Raw genomic sequence first — 19,607 nt, forward strand, 5'->3', positions numbered from 1 at the left:
CTCCATTACAATGACTTTAATAATTTGGATAAGGAAGCAACTTGATCTTTTATTTCCCCTTGCAACATCATTTTTTTACGATTTAATTGTGGATATGAATAGTGGCTGAGCGTTTTTGCGTGGTTTTCCTTTACCTGGATAAATCGAAAAGGCTTCTTTTTTGCTTTCATGATCCCAGCAAGTGATGGCAATCTTGGAACGTGTAAACTTTGTGGAATGGTAGCTAAAAAAGGAAACGGAACTTGATATGTTTCGATGTCTCCATCTGCATTTCTTTTAATTTTTGCATGTTTTTCCTCTTGTTCGATTCGAATTGCTTTCACAAAGTAGGGAATATCTAATAAAGCAGCAACCCTAGGACCTACTTGACTTGTTGCTCCATCTGTAGAAAAATCTCCTGCTAATAGAACATCGTAGTCTATATTTTGCAAATATTCTTGTATCTTTTTAGCTATATGAGCTGGATGATCTTCATCAGGATTAGATTCTATTAAAACAGCTTGATCTGCTCCCATAGCTAAAGCTGTTCTCAATTGCTTTTCTCCTTCTTTTTTACTTACCATCAGCACCGTTATATGCCCACCATATTTTTCTTTTAATTGTAGGGCTTCTTCTAAACTTATCGCATCTGGTGGATTGATGATAAACTCTTTTTCCTCTACCAGTACTTGTTCTTCTTCAAGTACGAGGGTAGCCTCAGGAGAAACGGTTCTCGATAATAAAACCACAATCTGCAATGATTCATTACTCATTTTCTTCTTCACTTTCTTTCTTCAATTGTCTTCTTAATACTTTTCCTACTGCTGTTTTCGGAAGTTCTTCTCTAAATTCATAAATACGAGGTACTTTAAAAGATGCCAATTTCCTACGCATAAACTGATTCAGTTCTTCTTCTGTAACCGTCATTCCTTCGCGCAATACAATAAATGCTTTCACTGTCTCTCCCCTATAAGGATCCTTCACTCCCACAACTGATGCTTCCATGACAGCTGGGTGCTCATACAAAACTTCTTCAATTTCACGAGGATAGATATTAAAGCCGCCTGCAATGATAATGTCCTTTTTCCGATCGACGATATAAAAATACCCTTTCTCATCCATATATGCGATATCACCAGTTAGTAACCAGCCATCTTTTAAAACCTTATTGGTTTCTTCATCATTGTTCCAATATCCTTTCATCACTTGCGGCCCCTTAATTGCAAGCTCCCCAACTTCTCCCACTGGCAATATTTCACCTGACTCTAATGAAAAAATAGCTGCATCAGTCCCTGGCCAAGGAACACCAATACTTCCTTTTACAATTTCATTGTCCCAAAGAAAATTCACGTGGGTAACAGGAGATGTTTCCGTTAATCCATAGCCCTCTACTATTTTCCCGCCTGTCTTTTCCTCAAATTTCTCAATAACCTCAACTGGTAATGGAGCAGAACCACTAATCGCTCCTTTAATCGAGGAAAGATCGTATTGGCTTATGTCTGGATGATTCATTAAACCAATGTAGATAGTAGGTGCTCCTGGAAAGACAGTTGGCTTTTGTTTATGGATTGTTTTTAACAAACCACTCGCATCAAATTTCGGAACAAGAATCATTTTATATACTTCCATTACTGATAATACAAGAACTGTCATAAGTCCATACACATGAAATAATGGCATGACGGCAAGCATTTTTTCTTTTCCCTTTTCCATCTTATATAGCCATTGTCTGCACATAGAAGTATTGGCTACTAAATTTTGATGGGTGAGAATAACTCCCTTTGGAAAACCTGTCGTTCCGCCAGTGTATTGTAGAATCGCTATATCTTCTTCAAAATTTATCGGTACTTCCTTTAGGACTGATTCTTTGGACTTTAATGTTTGGGTATATAGATGAGTAGAGTTTGATGATGTAATTGTTGGAGGTTTTCCTTGCTCTTTCGCTTGAATGAATGGATAGACAATATTTTTGGGAAATGGGAGATAATCTTTAATAGATGTAACAATAATATGTTCAAGATCTGTTTGCTTCATTACTCTTTCCACTCTGTTGTAGAGCATATCTAATGTTATAATTACTTTCGCCCCTGAATCTTTCATAATAAATTCTATTTCTCGCTCTTGATAAAGCGGATTTACTGGTACAGCAATAGCTCCCGCCTGCAAGATTGCATAGAAACTAATAACTGTTTGTGGAATATTCGGTAGCATTACTGCAACCCTGTCCCCTTTTTTTACACCTAAGTGCTGCAAATATGCTGCAAATTGCAATGTTTTCTTATAAAGTGTTTTAAACGTCATTTCTTTTCCCATAAAATGAATAGCTTTATGTTTTGGATACTCATTTGCCGCGTATTTTAATAATTGTGGGAGAGTATCTGCACGATAATAAACATTTTTGGCAATTTGATCAGGATAAAGTTTTAACCATCTTTTCTCTGTTTCCAACACAATTCCTCCATTTAATTCTATTGTTGTACTAGCTTATTATATGGAGGAACATATTCATTGGATTATGTATAAGCCTACTTTCCCCTTAATTGACACAATTCCGCATAAAAAACAGCCTTTTTAAATGTAACTAAAAAAGCCAAACAATCATGCGAATGTGATTTGTTTGGCTTTTTAGCTGGAATTTTTATGTCCTAGCTCCCTTTAAAATACTATATTTATTAAGAGATACCTGCCCCAATTACAAAAGATAAACCAACAGAAATAATCATAGAAATAAAGCCGACTGCTCGATTATCATTTTTTATTTCATCGTCAATATTAAATTTAGGGGTTAAAAATTCAAAGATGAAATAACCAATTAACAATAGGACAAAACCATATACACCCCAGATAATCATTTTCAGTAAAGAATCATTTTGCATAATCGAATGGCTGAAAACATTCGCTATTCCAAAGATTTTCCCGCCTGTCGCCATCGCAACTGCTAGATTCCCATTTTTTATTTCATCCCAATTATTATATTTTGTTACAAGTTCAAATATAGCTAAAAATACAACAAGGCTTAAAATAACAACACTATAATCGCCGGCCGTTTTTACATATTCATTTTCCCAAAATTGTGCCATAAGGTTTCTCCTCTACCTTTATTCTCCCAAAAGAAAGTTTATTTAAATTCGACAACCGTTACACCACTGCCGCCTTCTCCTGCTTCTCCAAAACGAATCCTTTTTACAGCCCGATGATTTTTCAAATACTCTTGAACACCTGAACGAAGGGCTCCTGTTCCTTTTCCATGAATAATGGAGACTCGTGGATAGCCAGCAAGCAGACTATCATCTATATACTTTTCTACTCGAGCAAGAGCATTTTCGAATCTCTCGCCACGTAAATCTAACTCCAAGCTAACGTGATAATCCTTTCCTTTTATCGTGGTTAGTGGTTTTGTTTCTACCACCTTTGGTGCTTTGATGAATTCAAGATCTTTTTCTTTGACCTTCATTTTCATAATACCAATTTGGACTTGCCATTCTTTATCGGAAACTTTTTCTAGTAATTGTCCTTTTTGATTAAAGGTTAGAACCTTTACTTCATCGCCAGGCTGATAAACATGGTTCGTCTTCGACGCAGCTGGTTGTTTTTGTCTTTCTATTTGTGGTGTTGCATCCTCTAAACGTTTTCTTGCATCAATTAGTTCATGTTCTTTTACTTCTGCTCGTTTTTCGAGCTGCATTTTTCGTAAATCGCCAATAACAGCTTCGGCCTCTTTTTTAGCATTTTCGATAATTTCTTTCGCTTCTCTTTTTGCTTTTTCTTGCAGTGTTTCTTTCTTCTCGTAATATTCCATTACTTGTTTCTGTAAATCACGATGTAGCATTTCCGCTTGTTTTAATAAATCTTTCGCTTCTTCATGCTCTCTTTCCGCTTGCTTACGACTATTCTCCAGGGAGGCAATCATATTCTCGATTTTATTGCTATCCTCGCTTACATGTGACCGAGCTGTATTAATCACATCTTCCTTTAAGCCCAACCGCTTACTAATTTCAAAGGCATTACTTCTTCCCGGTACTCCAATAAGTAATCGATATGTCGGGCTTAATGTTTCAATATCAAATTCCACACTTGCATTTACAACGCCTTCGCGATTATATCCATAAGCCTTTAACTCTGGATAATGAGTAGTCGCAATAACTCTTGCTCCGCGTTTGTTTACTTCATCGAGAATCGAAATAGCTAGAGCTGCTCCTTCTTGAGGATCTGTTCCAGCTCCTAACTCATCAAATAAAACAAGACTTTCATGATCTACTTTTTCAAGAATACTAACAATATTAACCATATGGGAAGAGAACGTACTTAAAGACTGTTCAATGGATTGTTCATCCCCTATATCTGCGTATACAGATTTAAAAACGCCCATTTCCGAACCGTCTAATACTGGAATCTGCAGGCCTGCTTGTGCCATTAAAGTACATAGACCTACTGTTTTTAAAGTTACTGTTTTACCGCCCGTATTTGGTCCGGTAATAACGATAGATGTATAGGAATCCCCAAGAATAATATCATTCGCCACCACAACCTCTGGCGGTATAAGTGGATGCTTCGCTTTAAGCAGAACAATCTTTCCTTCATTATTAATTTTTGGTTTGGATGCTTTTAACCGATGAGCATATTTTGCTTTTGTAAACATAAAATCAATTTCTGCTAATACAGTGACAATATGCAATAGCTCTTCTTCATATTGTGCTACGAGTGCCGTTAATTGCGTTAAGATACGATCAATTTCTTGTTGTTCTTTGACCCGAATAGCTTGAAGTTCATTATTTAGTGTCACTACAGACTGTGGTTCAATAAAGAGGGTTTGCCCAGAGGCACTTTGATCATGAACAATCCCCCCATAATTGCCTCGATATTCTTGCTTAACCGGGATAACATACCGATCATTTCTGATTGTAATAATACTGTCAGACAGCATTTTTTGGGCACTTGAAGAACGAATCATACTTTCTAGTTTCTCTCGTACTTTTGATTCATTTCTACGCAGCTGATTTCTTAATGTTCTAAGGGCATCACTTGCACTATCCATCACTGCACCTTGTTCATCAATAGCCATCTTGATTTCTTCTTCTACTTCGACAAGCACCATGATACTGTCTGTTAAAGTAAACAGTATCGGAATAGGCTCTTCTTCATGAAATTCTTCAATAAATCGTTTCATTTGTCTACTAGCATGAACGGTACTGGCAATCTGATTTAATTCAGCTGGACTAAGCATACCGCCAATAGAGGATCTTTTCACATGGGCGCGGATATCATAGATTCCATCAAGAGGGATGGATCCACGCATGCGATATACCTTAGCAGCTTCATCTGTTTCTTCTTGCCAGCTTACAACTTCATTATAATCAGTAGATGGAACTAATTCCTCCACTTTATTTCTTCCCAATGAAGAAGATGCATGCTCGATTAATTGATCTTTAATTTTATCAAATTCTAACGTTTTAAATACTCTTTCCTGCATGGAGTAATCTCCTTTGCTATCCCCATTTCGGGTTTAATCATATTTTTTATTGGTTCTTCTGACTTTTAGAGCGTTCTTTTCCATTAAGCTATCCCTTTTCAACAGAGAGAATGCTTTTCACGTCATGACTTGGACGGAGGCGAAAACAGCTATACCTTGCAGATTCCCCCATTCTCATCCAAGCATACTTAATTACCTTTATATAAGAAGGCTAATAATTCCTCTTTGGACATAGCATTCAATACAGTAGATTTTTTTATCCAGCCCTTTTTCGCGGTGGATACTCCGATGGCCATATTATTAAGCTCATGCTTATAATGAGCATCTGTATTTATGACAATCTTTACGCCAGCATCCTGTGCCATTTTGACATGTGCTGCATTTAAATCTAAGCGGTTAGGATTACTATTCAATTCCAAGACAGTATTCGTTTCTTTCGCTAATTGAATGAGCATTTCCATGTCAACATCATAACCATCTCTTTTGCCAATTTTCCTACCAGTTGGGTGTGCAATGATATCAACATATTTGTTTTCCATGGCAGCTTTTAATCTATTCATTATCTTATCTTTCGATTGTGAAAAAGCAGAATGGATAGAGGCAATCACAATATCTAATTCTTTCAATAATTCATCATCATAATCTAGTGTGCCATCTGGTAATATATCCATCTCAGCACCAGCTAAAATAGTTATATCTTCATATTTAGCATTTAACCTTTTAATTTCTTTTATTTGCTTTCTCACTCTATCTGGTGTTAATCCATTGGCAACCTTTAAATATTGAGAATGGTCTGTAATAGCCATGTATTGATAGCCTAATTTTCGATTTGCTTCTATCATTTCTTCTAATGTATGTGCACCATCGCTTGCAGTGGTATGCATATGCAAATCTCCTTTAATATCTTCCAAGGAAATAAGCTCACTATCATCTGAATAATTTTCTACCTCTTTTCCATCTTCTCTTATTTCAGGAGGAATAAAGGGCAGTTCGAAATAATGATAAAACGCTTCTTCTGTCTTAAAGGTTTTTATTTCGCCTGTTTCATTATTTTCAACGCCATACTCGCTTATTTTTTCTCCGCGTTCCTTAGCTAGCTGTCTCATTCGCACATTATGTTCTTTTGAACCTGTGAAATGATGTAAGGTTGTTGCAAATTCCTCTGGTTTCACTAACCGAAAGTCGATAGAAACGTCATAATCCAGCCCTAGTATTACACTAACTTTTGTCAATCCTGCTCCTATTACTTCTTTTATAGACGGAAGCTGAAGCAATTGCTCTTTCACCTGATCAGGAGCATTTGTGGCGACAATAAAATCTAAATCTTTAATCGTCTCCCTAACTCTTCTTAAACTTCCGGCTCTAGAGTATTGCACAACCCCTTCCATCTTAGCTAGTTGTTCCTCAATGGAGACTGCTATCGGAATCATAAATGCAATTGGCAGTCGCTCTGGGCGAGATCCGGCATTTTGAAGGGCTTCCATAATTTTTTCTTCTGTCTTTTTGCCAAAACCTTTTAATGCTTGCACTTCTCCTTTTAAGCATGCATTTTTTAAATCCTCTGCATTTTCGACAGACAACTCTTTATATAATTTTGCGATTTTTTTCCCACCGAGACCTGGCAGCTGCAGCAATGGTATTAATCCTTTTGGAACTTCGTCTTTTAACTCTTGTAAAACAGACGACTTGCCTTCTTTTAGATATTCTTCTATAACAGCAGCTGTTCCCTTTCCTATTCCCGGCAGTTCCGTTAGATCGGTTATGTCGGTTAAGTTCAATTCACTTGTTTCAATCGTATTGGCCGCTTTTCGAAAGGCAGAGATTTTAAATGGATTTTCTCCTTTCAGCTCCATATATATCGCAATTTGCTCTAATAATCGAATAATATCTTTATTTGTAATCATCCTTTATCACCCACATATGTAAAATAACTCTTCTTCTCATCTACCTATCATACCATGAACTCTATAAATTCAATAATTATGTAGTACCTGTTTAAACTAAACAAAAAAACTCTCTAGCTACATATAAAGCTAGAAGAGTTTCCTCTTTCTATGAAGCCATATAATCAAACCATAAATCTTTTATTTTCTCTGAAAAATATGGAGTGTTTTCTATCATCCATGCGGCAACCGAGGATTCATTTAATTGAGCTTGAATAAAATCAACCGGGATTAAAATAGAAATAAATAATAGAAGGAATAATAGCAAATACGTTTCGACAAATCCTAGGACCGCTCCAGCCCATGTATTTAACTGTTTTAAGATTGGAATACTAGCAACAAAATCTATCATACTTCCAATAATTTGCCAAACGATTTTCACCACAAAAAATATCACAACAAAGGAGAACCCTCTGTAAAAGACGTCTTCTATATTTGCCGTTTGAATAAAAGATTGCAGCAAACTACTTTCTCCTATATTTGGATATGGAATCCATAGTGTTAATTTTTGCGATAGCGGGATGTAATATTTATTAGCAACAATAAACGCAACAATAAATCCTGTTAAGTGTATAATTTGCATAATAAATCCTCTTTTTAGTCCTCTAAGAAGACCAAAAAGCAGCAATATAACCAAAATAATATCTAACATGAACATTGTCAGTCCTTTTCTCTTCTTTTTAATTCTTCCTCTAATTCTTTCACTCGATCTTCTAGCTTTACATAGTCGTTTACTATATTTACTGCGGTAAGTACTGCAAGTTTATTGGTATCAAGTGAGGGATTCAAAACATGAATTTCACGCATTTTTTCATCAACTATGGAGGCAACCAGTCTAACATGGTTAGAAGGTTCTTTCCCTATTATTGTATATTGTGTTCCATATATATCAACATTTGTACGATTTTTAGGGGTATTTGACACGCCCATGCCTCCATTCTAAAGAATCCTAGTTTCTATCATATCATGAATTATTCTTGCTAGGGAAGTCATTCGAATAGATTCTATCTTAAGACTTTTAATAAAGGGCAGGAATTATAATTCACTTGATAAAATAAGAGGCTGGAACAAAACTAGCTTCAAATAGTAAGAAGGGGGGCTGTCCAAAATGTGAGTGAAAGCTAATTTTTTGGACTCCCTTTCATATATATTTCTGAATAAACGCACAAAAAAATCATCCTTTTTTAGTAAAATGAAGTTACCACACAACATTAAAAGAAAGGATGATTTTATGTGCAATCAAATAATTTATACTGGAACTTATAACACGTAAATGACATTCCTTCCAGCTCTAGAAGTGAATGAGAATGAGAAAAAATACTAAAAAGCAATTATCCCCTATGTTTAAACCTTACAACAGAATCCATAATCCAATTTCTATTCGTGCTTAACTAGAAATAGTTTTTAAAGAAGATGTATTCATTTCCCCTTCAGTTACACCACTTAACGGACTAGATGTTCTTTGTAAGAAATGGTATAGAGCTCCAATTAAGTTCGAGTCATTTCCAAATCGGCATGGCTGAACTTGGATGTTTAAACACTCTTCAGTTGGTTTCATAATTTTTAGCTTTTCGTTAATCTGTTCAATAAGCCCTTCGCGTTTACTGATTGCTCCTCCGATTAGAATTTTTGCCGGATCAATAATGTATTGTAAATTATAAATTCCTACAGCTAAGCGCTTAATAAATTTCTCTATTTCTTCCTGTACTTCCCAGTCACCTTCGTCTGCCATCTTAAATACAATTTGCCCGTCCAGAGTAATCGGATCCAAATTTTTCCGTTTCGCAACTTGCTTAATTAAACCTCCAGTTGCTGCAAGAGAACTCCATGATTCCCCTAGCGGCTGATTCAGATAATCCTCTAAAATCATGTAACCAAATTCTGCTCCAAAAAGATGGCTGCCATGACGAATTTTCTTATCTAGAAAAATAGAACCACCAATACCAGTCCCAATTACAATACATATATAATCATCGACTTCTTTTGCAGCACCCATCCATCCCTCCGCTAACCCTGCACAATTAGCATCATTTTCAAGCTCAACAAGTAATTTTGTCCGTTCTTGGATGACATTCCTTATATTTGGCCCATGAATATAAGGAAGAGCTGAGGTTCCTTTAATAAATCCTGTTTCTACATCTACTGCTCCTGGCATACTTAAGGCGATGCCGATTATCTCATTCTTTTCTTGAAAATTCTTCACCACAGTTTCGATTGTATCCACGAAAGAATCAATTCCGTCTTTGGGAGTTGGAACAGAAGACTTTTCTATAAAGTTTCCCAATTCATCCATAAGCGAAAATTTTATTGCGGAGCCTCCCACATCAAATACTGCATAATAGTTCACCAAAAAACCTCCTAACATCCATCCAAGTCTTATTATTCATGTAAGAAAGCTCCTAAATCAGTCCTGAACTCACCTAAAGGCTTTGTTCGTCCCACACGTTTCCCTTACAATAATTTCAGAGTCGGTATACACTGGCTTTAATTTTGATTTTCCTTCTATCAAGTCATTTAGCATAAAAGCAGATAATTTACCGATTTTCTCCTTATCCTGTTTGACCGTGGTCAATTTAGGATCGCTATAGCGGGAAGCAGCAATATCATCACATCCTACAATTCGGATATTTCTAGGTGTATGAAGTCCAGCTTCCTTAATAGCACTTAGTGCACCTAAAGCCATTAAGTCGGATGCAGCAAAAATAGCTTCTGGATAATCTTTCAACTCAAGTATTCTCTTCATTGCGATATAACCACTTTCTTCATGGTAATCTCCATATTGAATCCAATCTTCCCTGATTTCAAGGCCAAACTGATTCATCGCATCCTTGAACCCCTTTAACCTTAGATTAGAAATGACGGATTCACTCATCCCGCCGATATAACCAATTTTTCTAAGAGAATTCAAATAAAAATGTTCTACTACCTTCCTTGATAAATTTACATTGTCCGTCATGACGTAGCTCGCTTTTGGACCAACTAATTCAATATCAATTCCAATACAAGGAAAACCGCTCTCAGCAAGTTCAAATGTAGCATCCTCCACTTCTTCACCTGCAATTATCAAACAACCATCCAAATTAAAGTGCTTGCATCTTGCTAAATAACTTCCTTGAAATTGTTCATTAGAAAACATTAAGATATCGTATCCAAGCAATCCAATATTTTTCTTAAAAGTCGAAATAACTTCATTAAAATATGGATGAGTCATGTCTACATTGATTTTACCTGCATAGATAAGTCCAATGAGACTTGATTTTTTCGTTGCCAGTGACCGAGCCGAAAAATTTGGTGCGTAGCCCATTTCATTAATAACTGTCATGACCTTTTTTCTAGTCATCTCACTTATTTCGCCATAATTATTTAATACTTTCGAAACGGTTGATGGTGATACCCCTGCCAATTGTGCAATGTCCTTTATTGTTAAACTCATCGTTTTATCCCTTCTATTTCCGTCTAAATTCATTCCTAATATTAGATTAATAAAAGTTGGAGAATGAAACAATAGCACGGCAGGAAATAGTCTTTATTTCACAGACCCTTCCGTAATACTTGATATAAATAATCGGTTAAATAATAAGAAAATGACTAATAATGGAACAGTTGCCCAGAACACACCAGATAAAATCATACCGAAATCAATATTATGAGTATTGCCCAACTGTGCCAATGCAACTTGAATAGTATACATTTCCGGATCTCTTAAAACCGTAAACTGCCATAAGAACTCTCCCCAAACAGCAGTAAATACAATAATCCCAAGAGTAGCAAACGCTGGTAAGATAATCGGTAATACAATTCCCCAATAGATACGGAAATTCGAACACCCATCTAATTTCGCTGCTTCTATTAATTCATCAGGAACACCCTCGGATATATATTGGCGCATTAGAAATATCCCTAAAGGATTTAAAAAGGATACAATCATAACTCCTTGTAAGGTATCTAGAAGTCCTATTTTAGAAATTAAGAAGTATTGTGGGATTAACCCTAATTGCGGTGGAATAATCATGGTTACCAAAATCGCAATAAAAAATATGTTTCTTCCCGGGAATCTAAATTTAGCAAAAGCAAAGCCTGCTAATGAACTAATGAGTAGTACTATGATTGTTACAACCAAACACAGTATAAATGAATTCCACATCCCACCAAAAAAATCAATTTGACTTAATACCTTTTTAAAGTTTTCAACCAGCATATTTCCTGGTGTTAAAGTTGGCGGGATTGAATTGTAGGCAGCACTCGGTCTTGTTGCCATGACAAACATCCAGTAAAATGGAAACAACGAAACGATAGCAGCAATAAATAAAAATAAGTAAATGGATAATCTGCCTATGGAAAACTTTTTCCGTTTTCTTTTGTCATGTTTACTCATTTATCCACACCTCTCTTTTTTCTTCCAAATCCTTGCGTTAAACTTAAGTTTATGACAGCAAATAATGAAATGATAACCAATAGAATGATTGCAGTTGCGGATGCTGTTCCAAATGACTGCAATTTAAATGCATCTCTATACAAGTACATAACAATTGTCATAGCTTCGTCCCTTGTGAAAGCATCAGTTCCTAAAAATACAGTCGGTTCAGAGAATAACTGCATGGCACCAACTGTTGAAGTGAATACCGTTAGGATAATAAATGGTTTCATCATTGGGATGGTAATGTAAAAAAGCTGATGAAATTTATTGGCACCATCAATGGTAGCTGCCTCGTATAAATCATTTGGTATACCTTGAATTCCAGCTAGATAGATAATCGTGTTATATCCTACCCACCGCCAGAACACCATAATGGATATCGCAATTTTCGTTCCCCATTCAGAGGCTGCCCAATGGATTGGGTCAAGTCCAAAGAAATGAGTTAATACATAATTGGCTAAAGAAGATTCATGATTACTGAATAACACACTAAAGATAAGGGCTACAGCAACCATGGAAGTTAAATAGGGCATAAAAATTGTTACACGAAAGAAACTTTTAAACTTAAGAAAAGCCATATTCAACAAATAAGCTAAAATAAGGCCGACGACTAACTGTGGAGCTGTTCCCATAATTCCTATAATTATCGTATTATAAACTGATTTCCAAAATAGAGGATCTGTTAGTACAGTCTCAAAATTAGCCAGTCCGTTAAATGTCATCGGGCTTAAGCCATTCCATTTTTGAAAGGCTAGGTAAATACTAAAAAGCATAGGATATAGGCCGATAACTGCAAAAATTATGAAGAAAGGCGCTATATATAAATATCCTGACAGCATATCCTTTTTTTGCTCAGACCTAAATTTTTTCTGCTTTTTATGAATAGGCTGCTTCTTACTGATAGTGTTCACAGTTTCCTTATTACTGATAGGATTCATTTCCCCACCTCTTTTCATATTCAAGGGAGCATGGTACATATAAACGTCCAAACTTCCCTATCTATCAATCACTATTCTTTTTCCTCACAAAAAAACCAATATGTGAAGAATCGCCGGCCTACCACAAACCTTTTTCTCGCTAGAGGCTCGTATGTGTAAGCCGACCGATTTTTTCGTATTATTTAAAAGTAAGTAGATTTTAGTGACCCTGTTTTTTATAGAACAAATATTAGATTAACGGCTTAATAAATCTTCTGCGCGCTTCACTGCAGCTTTCCATTCTTTTTCTGGATCTGCTCCTTTATTTTGGACATTCTTAAGCGCATTCAATACTTCGCTGTGGATGGAAGCATATTTTTCACCTTTATATCCTATGCCACTAATGTCCTTTGCAGCTTCTGCAAATACTGGAGCTGTTGCTTGACCACCAAAGAATTCATCTGCATTCGTCTTAAATTCTTCCATATCATATACAGATTGGGCAGATGGGAATAATCCATGGCTTTGGAATGATTTTAATTGATTTTCTGGTGATACAAGCCATTCAATAAAATCATAAGCTTCTTGGGAATGTTTTGTTTCAGATGGTACAGCAATGTATGAACCACCCCAGTTTGCAGCAAACTCAGTTGGTAATGTAGCAACTCTCCATTTTCCTACAGCATCAGGAGCATTTCCTTCCATCCATCCTTTTAACCATCCTGCTCCTAACTCTGCCGCAAATTCACCTTTGTTAACGGCATTTGCCCACTCTGGAGTCCACATATCATATTTACCTATGATTCCAAGTTCATTTAAGCGAATAGCATAGTCATATGCTTTTTTCACGTCACTGTCTGCTCCTAAATTTAATTTATTATCAGTAGTCAAGTAAGCTGTTTCGGCAGAATCTAGATAAGCTCTATATGCCATTTCAATACTATCAACAAATGGCAATTTTGTTTTCTCTTTAACTTGTAATCCAGCTTTTTCAAATGCTTCAGGTGAATTAATCAGATTGGCTACTTCCTGTGGATCAGTTGGAAGTCCCGCTTTTTCAAATACGTCTGTTCGGTAGTACAACCCTTTAGGTCCAATATCTGTAGGAAGACCAAATAAGAAATCTCCGTCCTGGTTTTCCCCACTCTTCCATTTCCAATCCAAGTACTGGTCTTTCACATCTTTCGCACCAAGATCATATAAATTTTCGAAACGATCTTGAGCCACTTTAAAACGGTCAAATTGGTCAATCTCTAACATTGTAATATCAGGTGCACCGCTACCAGCAGATAATGCGGTAAAAAGCGCATCATGATGATCAGCTGTTTCAGATGCTTTTACTTTAATTTTAATATTTGGGTTTTCTTTCTCGTATTCTTTTGCTAAATCCTCATAACCAGTCGAGCCAAATGTCCAAAAATCCAACGTGATTTTTTCATCTTTACCACTCGTTTTACTTGATGTATCATTCCCACTACAAGCAGCTAAAGACAGTGCAAGCAATGACGATAAACCTAAGGCAGCAAACTTTTTCATTCTTTTCAAAATCATAACCCCCCAAATTATTTAATATTTTAATAGTTTTTCACAAATATGAGATTTCTATAAAGAAATGAACACCCCCAAAAATGATAGATTTCAATTTCAACGAAATCGGTTTCGTAAACAATCAAAGAAATCGCTTACAAAACATATAATAATATCATTACTTCCAAAAATCAACATAAAAATAACCAATTTACAGAATTTTTTTTAAAAAATATGTGGTTTTAATTTATTTATTCAATATTCCCGCCATAAATAGTGACTTCACAAGAATTACTATTCGAAACCGTTTTCGCAATAATATACTGTTATCTCTTACATCCGCTACGAAAATGCAAATAAAGTAACAAATTTTAATAACGCAAAAGAAGCTAGGACAAATGGATAAAAACGAACGATCTCTAATTGAGTGTCGAAGCAATTTCGTTCCCATACACTACAGACACACGATACGCCGAGAAGGTTGGGCGCTCGCCCCTTGTAAAGCGAAGTTTATTAGTCTTGCGGGTGATAACCCAAATTTTCTTTAATAAAATAAATATAAATCCCTAAACAATTATCGAATATTTTTTAATGTGTACGTATTATTGTTCGGGGTTATTTAGTTGAAAATACTTATGTCCCAGCTTCAATTAAAAAACATCCCAGAATTGAACTCTGGGATGTTTTTTATCCGCCTCAGCCTCTTAGCGAAGCACCAGCTTTTTCTTCTACTGCAGCAAGTACTTTATCATGAGTCTTGCTAATCATTTCATCTGTTAATGTTTGTTCTGGATCAAAATATGTTAAGGAGAATGCAATCGATTTTTTGCCTGCTTCCATTTTTTCACCCTCATATAAATCAAACACTTGAACATCTTTTAGTAACTTTCCACCAGCTTCAATAATAATTTCTTGAAGACTACCAGCTAACACGTCCTTCTCTACAACAAGTGCTATATCTCTTGTTACATACGGGAAACGAGGGATGGACGTATAATGTAATGCTTCTACTTCTACAGCAAATAACTTACTTAGGTCTAGTTCGAAACAATACGTTTCTTTTAAATCTAAATCATTTTGCATTTGCGGATGCACTTGGCCGACAAATCCAATGATCTCCCCATTAAGGACGATTTCAGCTGTTCTTCCTGGATGCATTCCATCCAATTCCGCTCTAGCAAATGTAATTTGCTCATGAACACCTAACTTTTGGAATAACCCTTCTAATACCCCTTTTACAACAAAGAAATCAACAGTTTTCTTCTCTCCTTGCCATGGATGCATACTCCAAATGCCTGTAACTGCACCAGCTAAATGTTCTTTTTCCTCGGGAAGCTCCTGTTCTCCATTCGCTAAGAAGACAACCCCTGTTTCATAAACAGCTATGTTTTCATTTTGTCTTGCTGCATTGTATTTAAGCACCTCTAACAGCTGCGGCACGATGCTTTGACGTAATAATGCACGTTCTTCACTCATTGGCATTGCAAGTTTGATTGGGTTTCTTTTCTCTATAGCAAAGCTATGCACTTTCGCTTCATTTGTTAATGAATAGGTAATTGCTTGATATAATCCAGCTGACTCTAAATATCTGCGTGCCATACGACGTTTTTTCTGATAAGCAGTTAAAGAACCTGGTGTAGCCGCACCTATTGGCAATGTTTTCGGCAGGTTATCATAGCCATAAAGACGGGCAACCTCTTCGATTAAATCTGCCTCGATAACAATATCATTTCTTCTTGTTGGCACAGTTACCGTGAATGTGTCACCTTCCATTTGTGTTGCAAATTGAAGACTATCAAAAATAGCCGTTACTGCATCCGTCTTTAATGTTGTTCCTAATGTTTGATTGATTTTTCCGAGCGTAATCGAAACTACTTTTGGCTCAGCAGTGAGTGTATCAACTGCGACTTCCCCTTCAAGCACTTCTCCGCCAGCATATAATTGTAATAATTGACAAGCTCTATCTGCAGCTTTACGTACTCGATTTGGATCAATTCCTTTTTCATATCTTGCGCTTGCTTCACTTCTTAAACCAATTACTTTAGAAGATCTGCGAATTACTTTACTGTCAAAATAAGCAGATTCTAATAAAACAGTAGTAGTGTCAGCTTGAACTTCAGAATTCGCACCACCCATTACACCAGCAACAGCTATTCCTTCTTTTCCGTTCGTAATAAGCAGATTATCTTCTGATAATGTTCTATCCGTTTCATCAAGTGTCGTAATTTTTTCGCCACTTTGTGCTCTTCTTACAAGAATTTCCTTTGAGCCAATTTTATCATAATCAAAGGCATGCAGCGGTTGACCATATTCTAGTAAAATATAGTTCGTAATATCGACCACATTGTTATGTGGGCGGATTCCTGCAGCCATTAATTTTCCTTGCATCCATAATGGAGATGGAGAGATTTTGATATTCTTAATTACTCTTGCTGTATATAATGGTACATCTGCATTCTCTTCTACTGAAACTTTAATATAATCAGATGCTTTTTCGTTAATTGTTGGATATTCTGTATTAGGTAATTTTACTTCTTTTTCTAAAATGGCAGCTACTTCATACGCTACTCCAAGCATGCTTAAGCAATCAGCACGGTTTGGAGTTAACCCCAGTTCTAGTACGGCATCATTTCGTTGCAAATATTCTAATGCATTTTTTCCGACCTCTACATCACTTGGAAAAACAAAAATGCCTTGTGCATAGTCTTTTGCGACAATTTTCCCTTCGATACCAAGCTCTTGCAGGGAACAAATCATCCCGTTTGATTCTTCCCCACGCAGCTTCGCTTTTTTAATTTTGAAGTTACCTGGAAGAACTGCGCCAACCTTTGCTACAGCTACCTTTTGGCCTTTATCTACATTAGGAGCGCCACAGATAATTTGGATTGGGTCTCCCTCGCCAACATCGACTAAACATTTATTTAATTTGTCTGCATTCGGATGTTGTTCACGCTCGACAACATAACCGATTACTACATTTTTAATTCCTTCATCAAGAACCTCGACGCCTTCTACCTCGATACCACTCTTTGTAATTTTTTCTGCTAATTCATTAGGACTTATGCCATTTAAATCTACATATTCATTTAACCAATTATAGGATACTAACATTTTTTCTCCTCCACCCTTAATATTCCGGTACTGAAAATTGTTTTAAGAAACGTACATCGTTTGTATAGAAATGACGAATATCATCAATTCCATATTTCAACATCGCAATTCGCTCTGGCCCCATTCCAAAGGCAAACCCAGAATATTTCTTAGAGTCAAAACCGGACATTTCCAATACATTTGGATGAACCATTCCAGCTCCTAAAATTTCAATCCAGCCTGTTTTTTTACACACACTGCAGCCAGCACCTTTACAGATAAAACAAGAAATGTCCACTTCAACAGAAGGCTCTGTGAATGGGAAAAAGCTTGGACGTAAACGGATTTCTCTATCTTCTCCAAACATTTTCTTCGCAAAAACTTCAAGCGTACCAATTAAATCACTCATACGAATGTTTTCATCAACCACAAGTCCTTCAATCTGCATAAATTGATGGGAGTGTGTCGCGTCATCATTATCACGACGATATACTTTACCAGGACAAATAATCTTCACTGGTCCTTTCCCTTTATGTTTCTCTAATGTTCTTGCTTGCATTGGTGATGTTTGCGTTCGAAGTAACGTTTCTTCTGTAATATAGAATGAATCTTGCATATCCCTTGCTGGGTGATCCTTAGGCAGATTCAATGCTTCGAAATTATAGTAATCATTTTCCACTTCTGGACCCTCTTCAATGGTATAGCCCATTCCAATAAATAAATCTTCAATTTCTTCTACGACTCTTGTTAGAGGATGGTGATTACCTGTAGAAACAGGACGACCAGGTAGAGTTATATCAATTGTTTCAGAAGCAATTTTTTCTTGAACGAGCGCTTCTTCTAACGCCTTTTGTTTAGCCTCAATGCGGCTAGTAATTTCGTCACGAACAACGTTGACTAACGCCCCCATCTTTGGTCTTTCTTCAGCAGATAGTTTGCCCATTCCTTTTAATACTTCTGTAATTGGGCCTTTTTTTCCTAAATATGCGATACGAATTTCATTTAATTCTTTCATATCGTTACTGCTTTCAATGCGTGTTAGTGCTTCAGCTTGCAATTCTTTTAATTTATCTTCCATTACATTTCCTCCTTATATATGGTTTGTTCTCGCATGAAAATTGGCATAAAAAAACCCCATCCCCAAAAAGGGACGAGGTTATTGTCGCGGTACCACCCTAATTAACTTGTATGTATAATAAAAACAAGTTCACTTCATTTGGATAACGGTAGTCTATACCGGTACATCTTTACATCTTTCTAAAACAAGAAAAATGGTCCCGATGCCGACTCAGGAGGTGAACTTCATTCATGTTTTTAATAAAAATGCTTACAGTCTGCGGCATTTTCTCCCTTAATTAAAAATCATCAATTACTTTTCTCCATCAATGTCTTTATTCATGTAATTTGATTTTAATTATAATATATATCTAATTAGTTTTCAAATGCCTTTTTTGCTTTTGGTTGTAACTAACACATTATTTAAAATAATACATTAAAATACCTGCTGCCACTGCCACATTTAATGATTCACTTTTCCCGTAAATTGGTATATACAAGTTTGTATCAGTCTTACTTAATACTTCTTTCCTTACACCATTGCCTTCATTCCCAACAATTAAACAAAATGAGGCTGTTTTTTCTATCTCCCGATAATCCCTGCCATTTTCAAGGGCAGTCCCATAAATGGGAATATTCCTTTCTTTTAATTCATCCATAAACGATGCTAAATTTGTTTTTATAATTGGCAAGTGAAAATGACTTCCTTGGCCTGATCGAACTACCTTTGGATTATATATATCAACCGTTCCTTCTCCGATAATGACTGCATCGATCCCTGCTGCATCAGCTGTTCGGATAATCGTTCCCAAATTACCGGGATCTTGAACTTGATCAATCGCAATAAAGGTTTGAGCAGTAGACAAAGTTTCTGAATGGCTTTGCTGCTTACATAAGGCCAGAATACCTTGGGGTGTTTCTGTATCTGAAAGTTCTTTAATAATCTCTTTTGTAACGATCGTTATCGGAGTATCTCCATAATCCCAAGCAGGTACATCTATCTCCTCTGAAACGATTAAATCAATAATAGAATTTGCTTTGAATGCTTCTTCCACAAGATGAAAGCCTTCCACCAAAAACGTTTCCGTCTTATCTCTTTCCTTTTTTGTTAATCGTTTTTTCCATTCTTTAATTTGTGGATTTTTTACCGAAAGTATGTGTTTCACTTGCTATTCTCCTTCACAATCACCAATTATTCTCTATTGCTT

15 protein-coding genes and 1 other annotated feature are annotated in these 19,607 nt (G+C 36.2%); all 15 genes read right to left on the reverse strand.

The genetic code is table 11. The annotated features are described in order from the left end of the window. Positions 1–5: 5 nt before the first annotated feature. The 15 genes from NSQ92_RS15025 to NSQ92_RS15095 all read right to left on the reverse strand — a co-directional run bounded on the left by NSQ92_RS15025 (position 6) and on the right by NSQ92_RS15095 (position 19,565). A complete protein-coding gene (locus tag NSQ92_RS15025; protein WP_141232338.1) occupies positions 6–764 on the reverse strand; it encodes an electron transfer flavoprotein subunit beta/FixA family protein in 759 nt (252 codons plus the stop codon). Continuing rightward, the gene (locus NSQ92_RS15030; RefSeq protein ID WP_047941923.1) at positions 745–2,427 is read right to left on the reverse strand and encodes a long-chain-fatty-acid--CoA ligase; all 1,683 of its coding nucleotides are present in this window, start codon (positions 2,425–2,427) and stop codon (positions 745–747) included. Before NSQ92_RS15030 ends, NSQ92_RS15025 begins: the two co-directional genes overlap by 20 nt. Positions 2,428–2,651: 224 nt before the next feature. Beyond that, the gene (locus tag NSQ92_RS15035; protein WP_047941922.1) at positions 2,652–3,059 is read right to left on the reverse strand and encodes a DUF350 domain-containing protein; all 408 of its coding nucleotides are present in this window, start codon (positions 3,057–3,059) and stop codon (positions 2,652–2,654) included. 38 nt (positions 3,060–3,097) lie between these two features. Then, positions 3,098–5,449: an endonuclease MutS2 gene (locus tag NSQ92_RS15040; protein ID WP_047941921.1), complete on the reverse strand. Its 2,352-nt coding sequence runs from the start codon at positions 5,447–5,449 to the stop codon at positions 3,098–3,100. 188 nt (positions 5,450–5,637) lie between these two features. After that, positions 5,638–7,353, reverse strand: coding sequence for a DNA polymerase/3'-5' exonuclease PolX (gene polX / locus NSQ92_RS15045; protein WP_047941919.1), 1,716 nt, complete (start codon positions 7,351–7,353; stop codon positions 5,638–5,640). Positions 7,354–7,501: 148 nt separating this feature from the next. Next, positions 7,502–8,044: a CvpA family protein gene (locus NSQ92_RS15050; RefSeq protein ID WP_047942150.1), complete on the reverse strand. Its 543-nt coding sequence runs from the start codon at positions 8,042–8,044 to the stop codon at positions 7,502–7,504. Between the two features lie 8 nt (positions 8,045–8,052). Beyond that, positions 8,053–8,316, reverse strand: a complete 264-nt coding sequence (gene zapA, locus NSQ92_RS15055; RefSeq protein WP_047941918.1) for a cell division protein ZapA — start codon at positions 8,314–8,316, stop codon at positions 8,053–8,055. A gap of 463 nt (positions 8,317–8,779) precedes the next feature. Continuing rightward, on the reverse strand, positions 8,780–9,739 hold the full coding sequence (locus NSQ92_RS15060; RefSeq protein WP_095258059.1) for an ROK family protein: 960 nt from the start codon (positions 9,737–9,739) through the stop codon (positions 8,780–8,782). Between the two features lie 69 nt (positions 9,740–9,808). Next, on the reverse strand, positions 9,809–10,825 hold the full coding sequence (locus tag NSQ92_RS15065; RefSeq protein ID WP_047941916.1) for a LacI family DNA-binding transcriptional regulator: 1,017 nt from the start codon (positions 10,823–10,825) through the stop codon (positions 9,809–9,811). 93 nt (positions 10,826–10,918) lie between these two features. Beyond that, a complete protein-coding gene (locus tag NSQ92_RS15070) occupies positions 10,919–11,767 on the reverse strand; it encodes a carbohydrate ABC transporter permease (protein WP_047941915.1) in 849 nt (282 codons plus the stop codon). Further along, complete coding sequence (locus tag NSQ92_RS15075) at positions 11,764–12,747, reverse strand: carbohydrate ABC transporter permease (RefSeq protein ID WP_217275553.1); 984 nt, start codon at positions 12,745–12,747, stop codon at positions 11,764–11,766. The genes NSQ92_RS15070 and NSQ92_RS15075 overlap by 4 nt, the downstream gene beginning before the upstream one ends. Before the next feature lie 234 nt (positions 12,748–12,981). Next, positions 12,982–14,262, reverse strand: coding sequence for an ABC transporter substrate-binding protein (locus NSQ92_RS15080; RefSeq protein WP_095258095.1), 1,281 nt, complete (start codon positions 14,260–14,262; stop codon positions 12,982–12,984). A 687-nt stretch (positions 14,263–14,949) separates the two neighbouring features. Continuing rightward, positions 14,950–17,364: a phenylalanine--tRNA ligase subunit beta gene (gene pheT, locus NSQ92_RS15085; RefSeq protein WP_341152926.1), complete on the reverse strand. Its 2,415-nt coding sequence runs from the start codon at positions 17,362–17,364 to the stop codon at positions 14,950–14,952. A gap of 16 nt (positions 17,365–17,380) precedes the next feature. Beyond that, entirely contained in the window at positions 17,381–18,421 is a 1,041-nt protein-coding gene (gene pheS, locus NSQ92_RS15090; protein ID WP_061798697.1) for a phenylalanine--tRNA ligase subunit alpha, read from the reverse strand. Positions 18,422–18,486: 65 nt separating this feature from the next. After that, positions 18,487–18,738, reverse strand: a binding site (T-box leader). An 80-nt stretch (positions 18,739–18,818) separates the two neighbouring features. Next, positions 18,819–19,565 (reverse strand): TrmH family RNA methyltransferase, encoded by a 747-nt coding sequence (locus NSQ92_RS15095; RefSeq protein WP_095258057.1) that lies wholly within the window; start codon positions 19,563–19,565, stop codon positions 18,819–18,821. Between the last annotated feature and the right edge of the window lie 42 nt (positions 19,566–19,607).

Origin of the sequence: Niallia sp. FSL M8-0099 (assembly GCF_038006945.1) — a bacterium.
In the GTDB taxonomy this organism is placed as follows: domain Bacteria; phylum Bacillota; class Bacilli; order Bacillales; family Cytobacillaceae; genus Niallia; species Niallia circulans.

Excerpts from the sequence above, each read along its gene's own strand:
- NSQ92_RS15035 (WP_047941922.1), bottom strand. The coding sequence starts at position 3,059 with ATGGCACAATTTTGGGAAAATGAATATGTAAAAACGGCCGGCGATTAT.
- NSQ92_RS15040 (WP_047941921.1), bottom strand. The coding sequence starts at position 5,449 with ATGCAGGAAAGAGTATTTAAAACGTTAGAATTTGATAAAATTAAAGAT.
- polX (WP_047941919.1), bottom strand. The coding sequence starts at position 7,353 with ATGATTACAAATAAAGATATTATTCGATTATTAGAGCAAATTGCGATA.
- NSQ92_RS15050 (WP_047942150.1), bottom strand. The coding sequence starts at position 8,044 with ATGTTAGATATTATTTTGGTTATATTGCTGCTTTTTGGTCTTCTTAGA.
- NSQ92_RS15065 (WP_047941916.1), bottom strand. The coding sequence starts at position 10,825 with ATGAGTTTAACAATAAAGGACATTGCACAATTGGCAGGGGTATCACCA.
- NSQ92_RS15070 (WP_047941915.1), bottom strand. The coding sequence starts at position 11,767 with ATGAGTAAACATGACAAAAGAAAACGGAAAAAGTTTTCCATAGGCAGA.
- NSQ92_RS15075 (WP_217275553.1), bottom strand. The coding sequence starts at position 12,747 with ATGAATCCTATCAGTAATAAGGAAACTGTGAACACTATCAGTAAGAAG.
- NSQ92_RS15080 (WP_095258095.1), bottom strand. The coding sequence starts at position 14,262 with ATGAAAAAGTTTGCTGCCTTAGGTTTATCGTCATTGCTTGCACTGTCT.
- pheT (WP_341152926.1), bottom strand. The coding sequence starts at position 17,364 with ATGTTAGTATCCTATAATTGGTTAAATGAATATGTAGATTTAAATGGC.
- pheS (WP_061798697.1), bottom strand. The coding sequence starts at position 18,421 with ATGGAAGATAAATTAAAAGAATTGCAAGCTGAAGCACTAACACGCATT.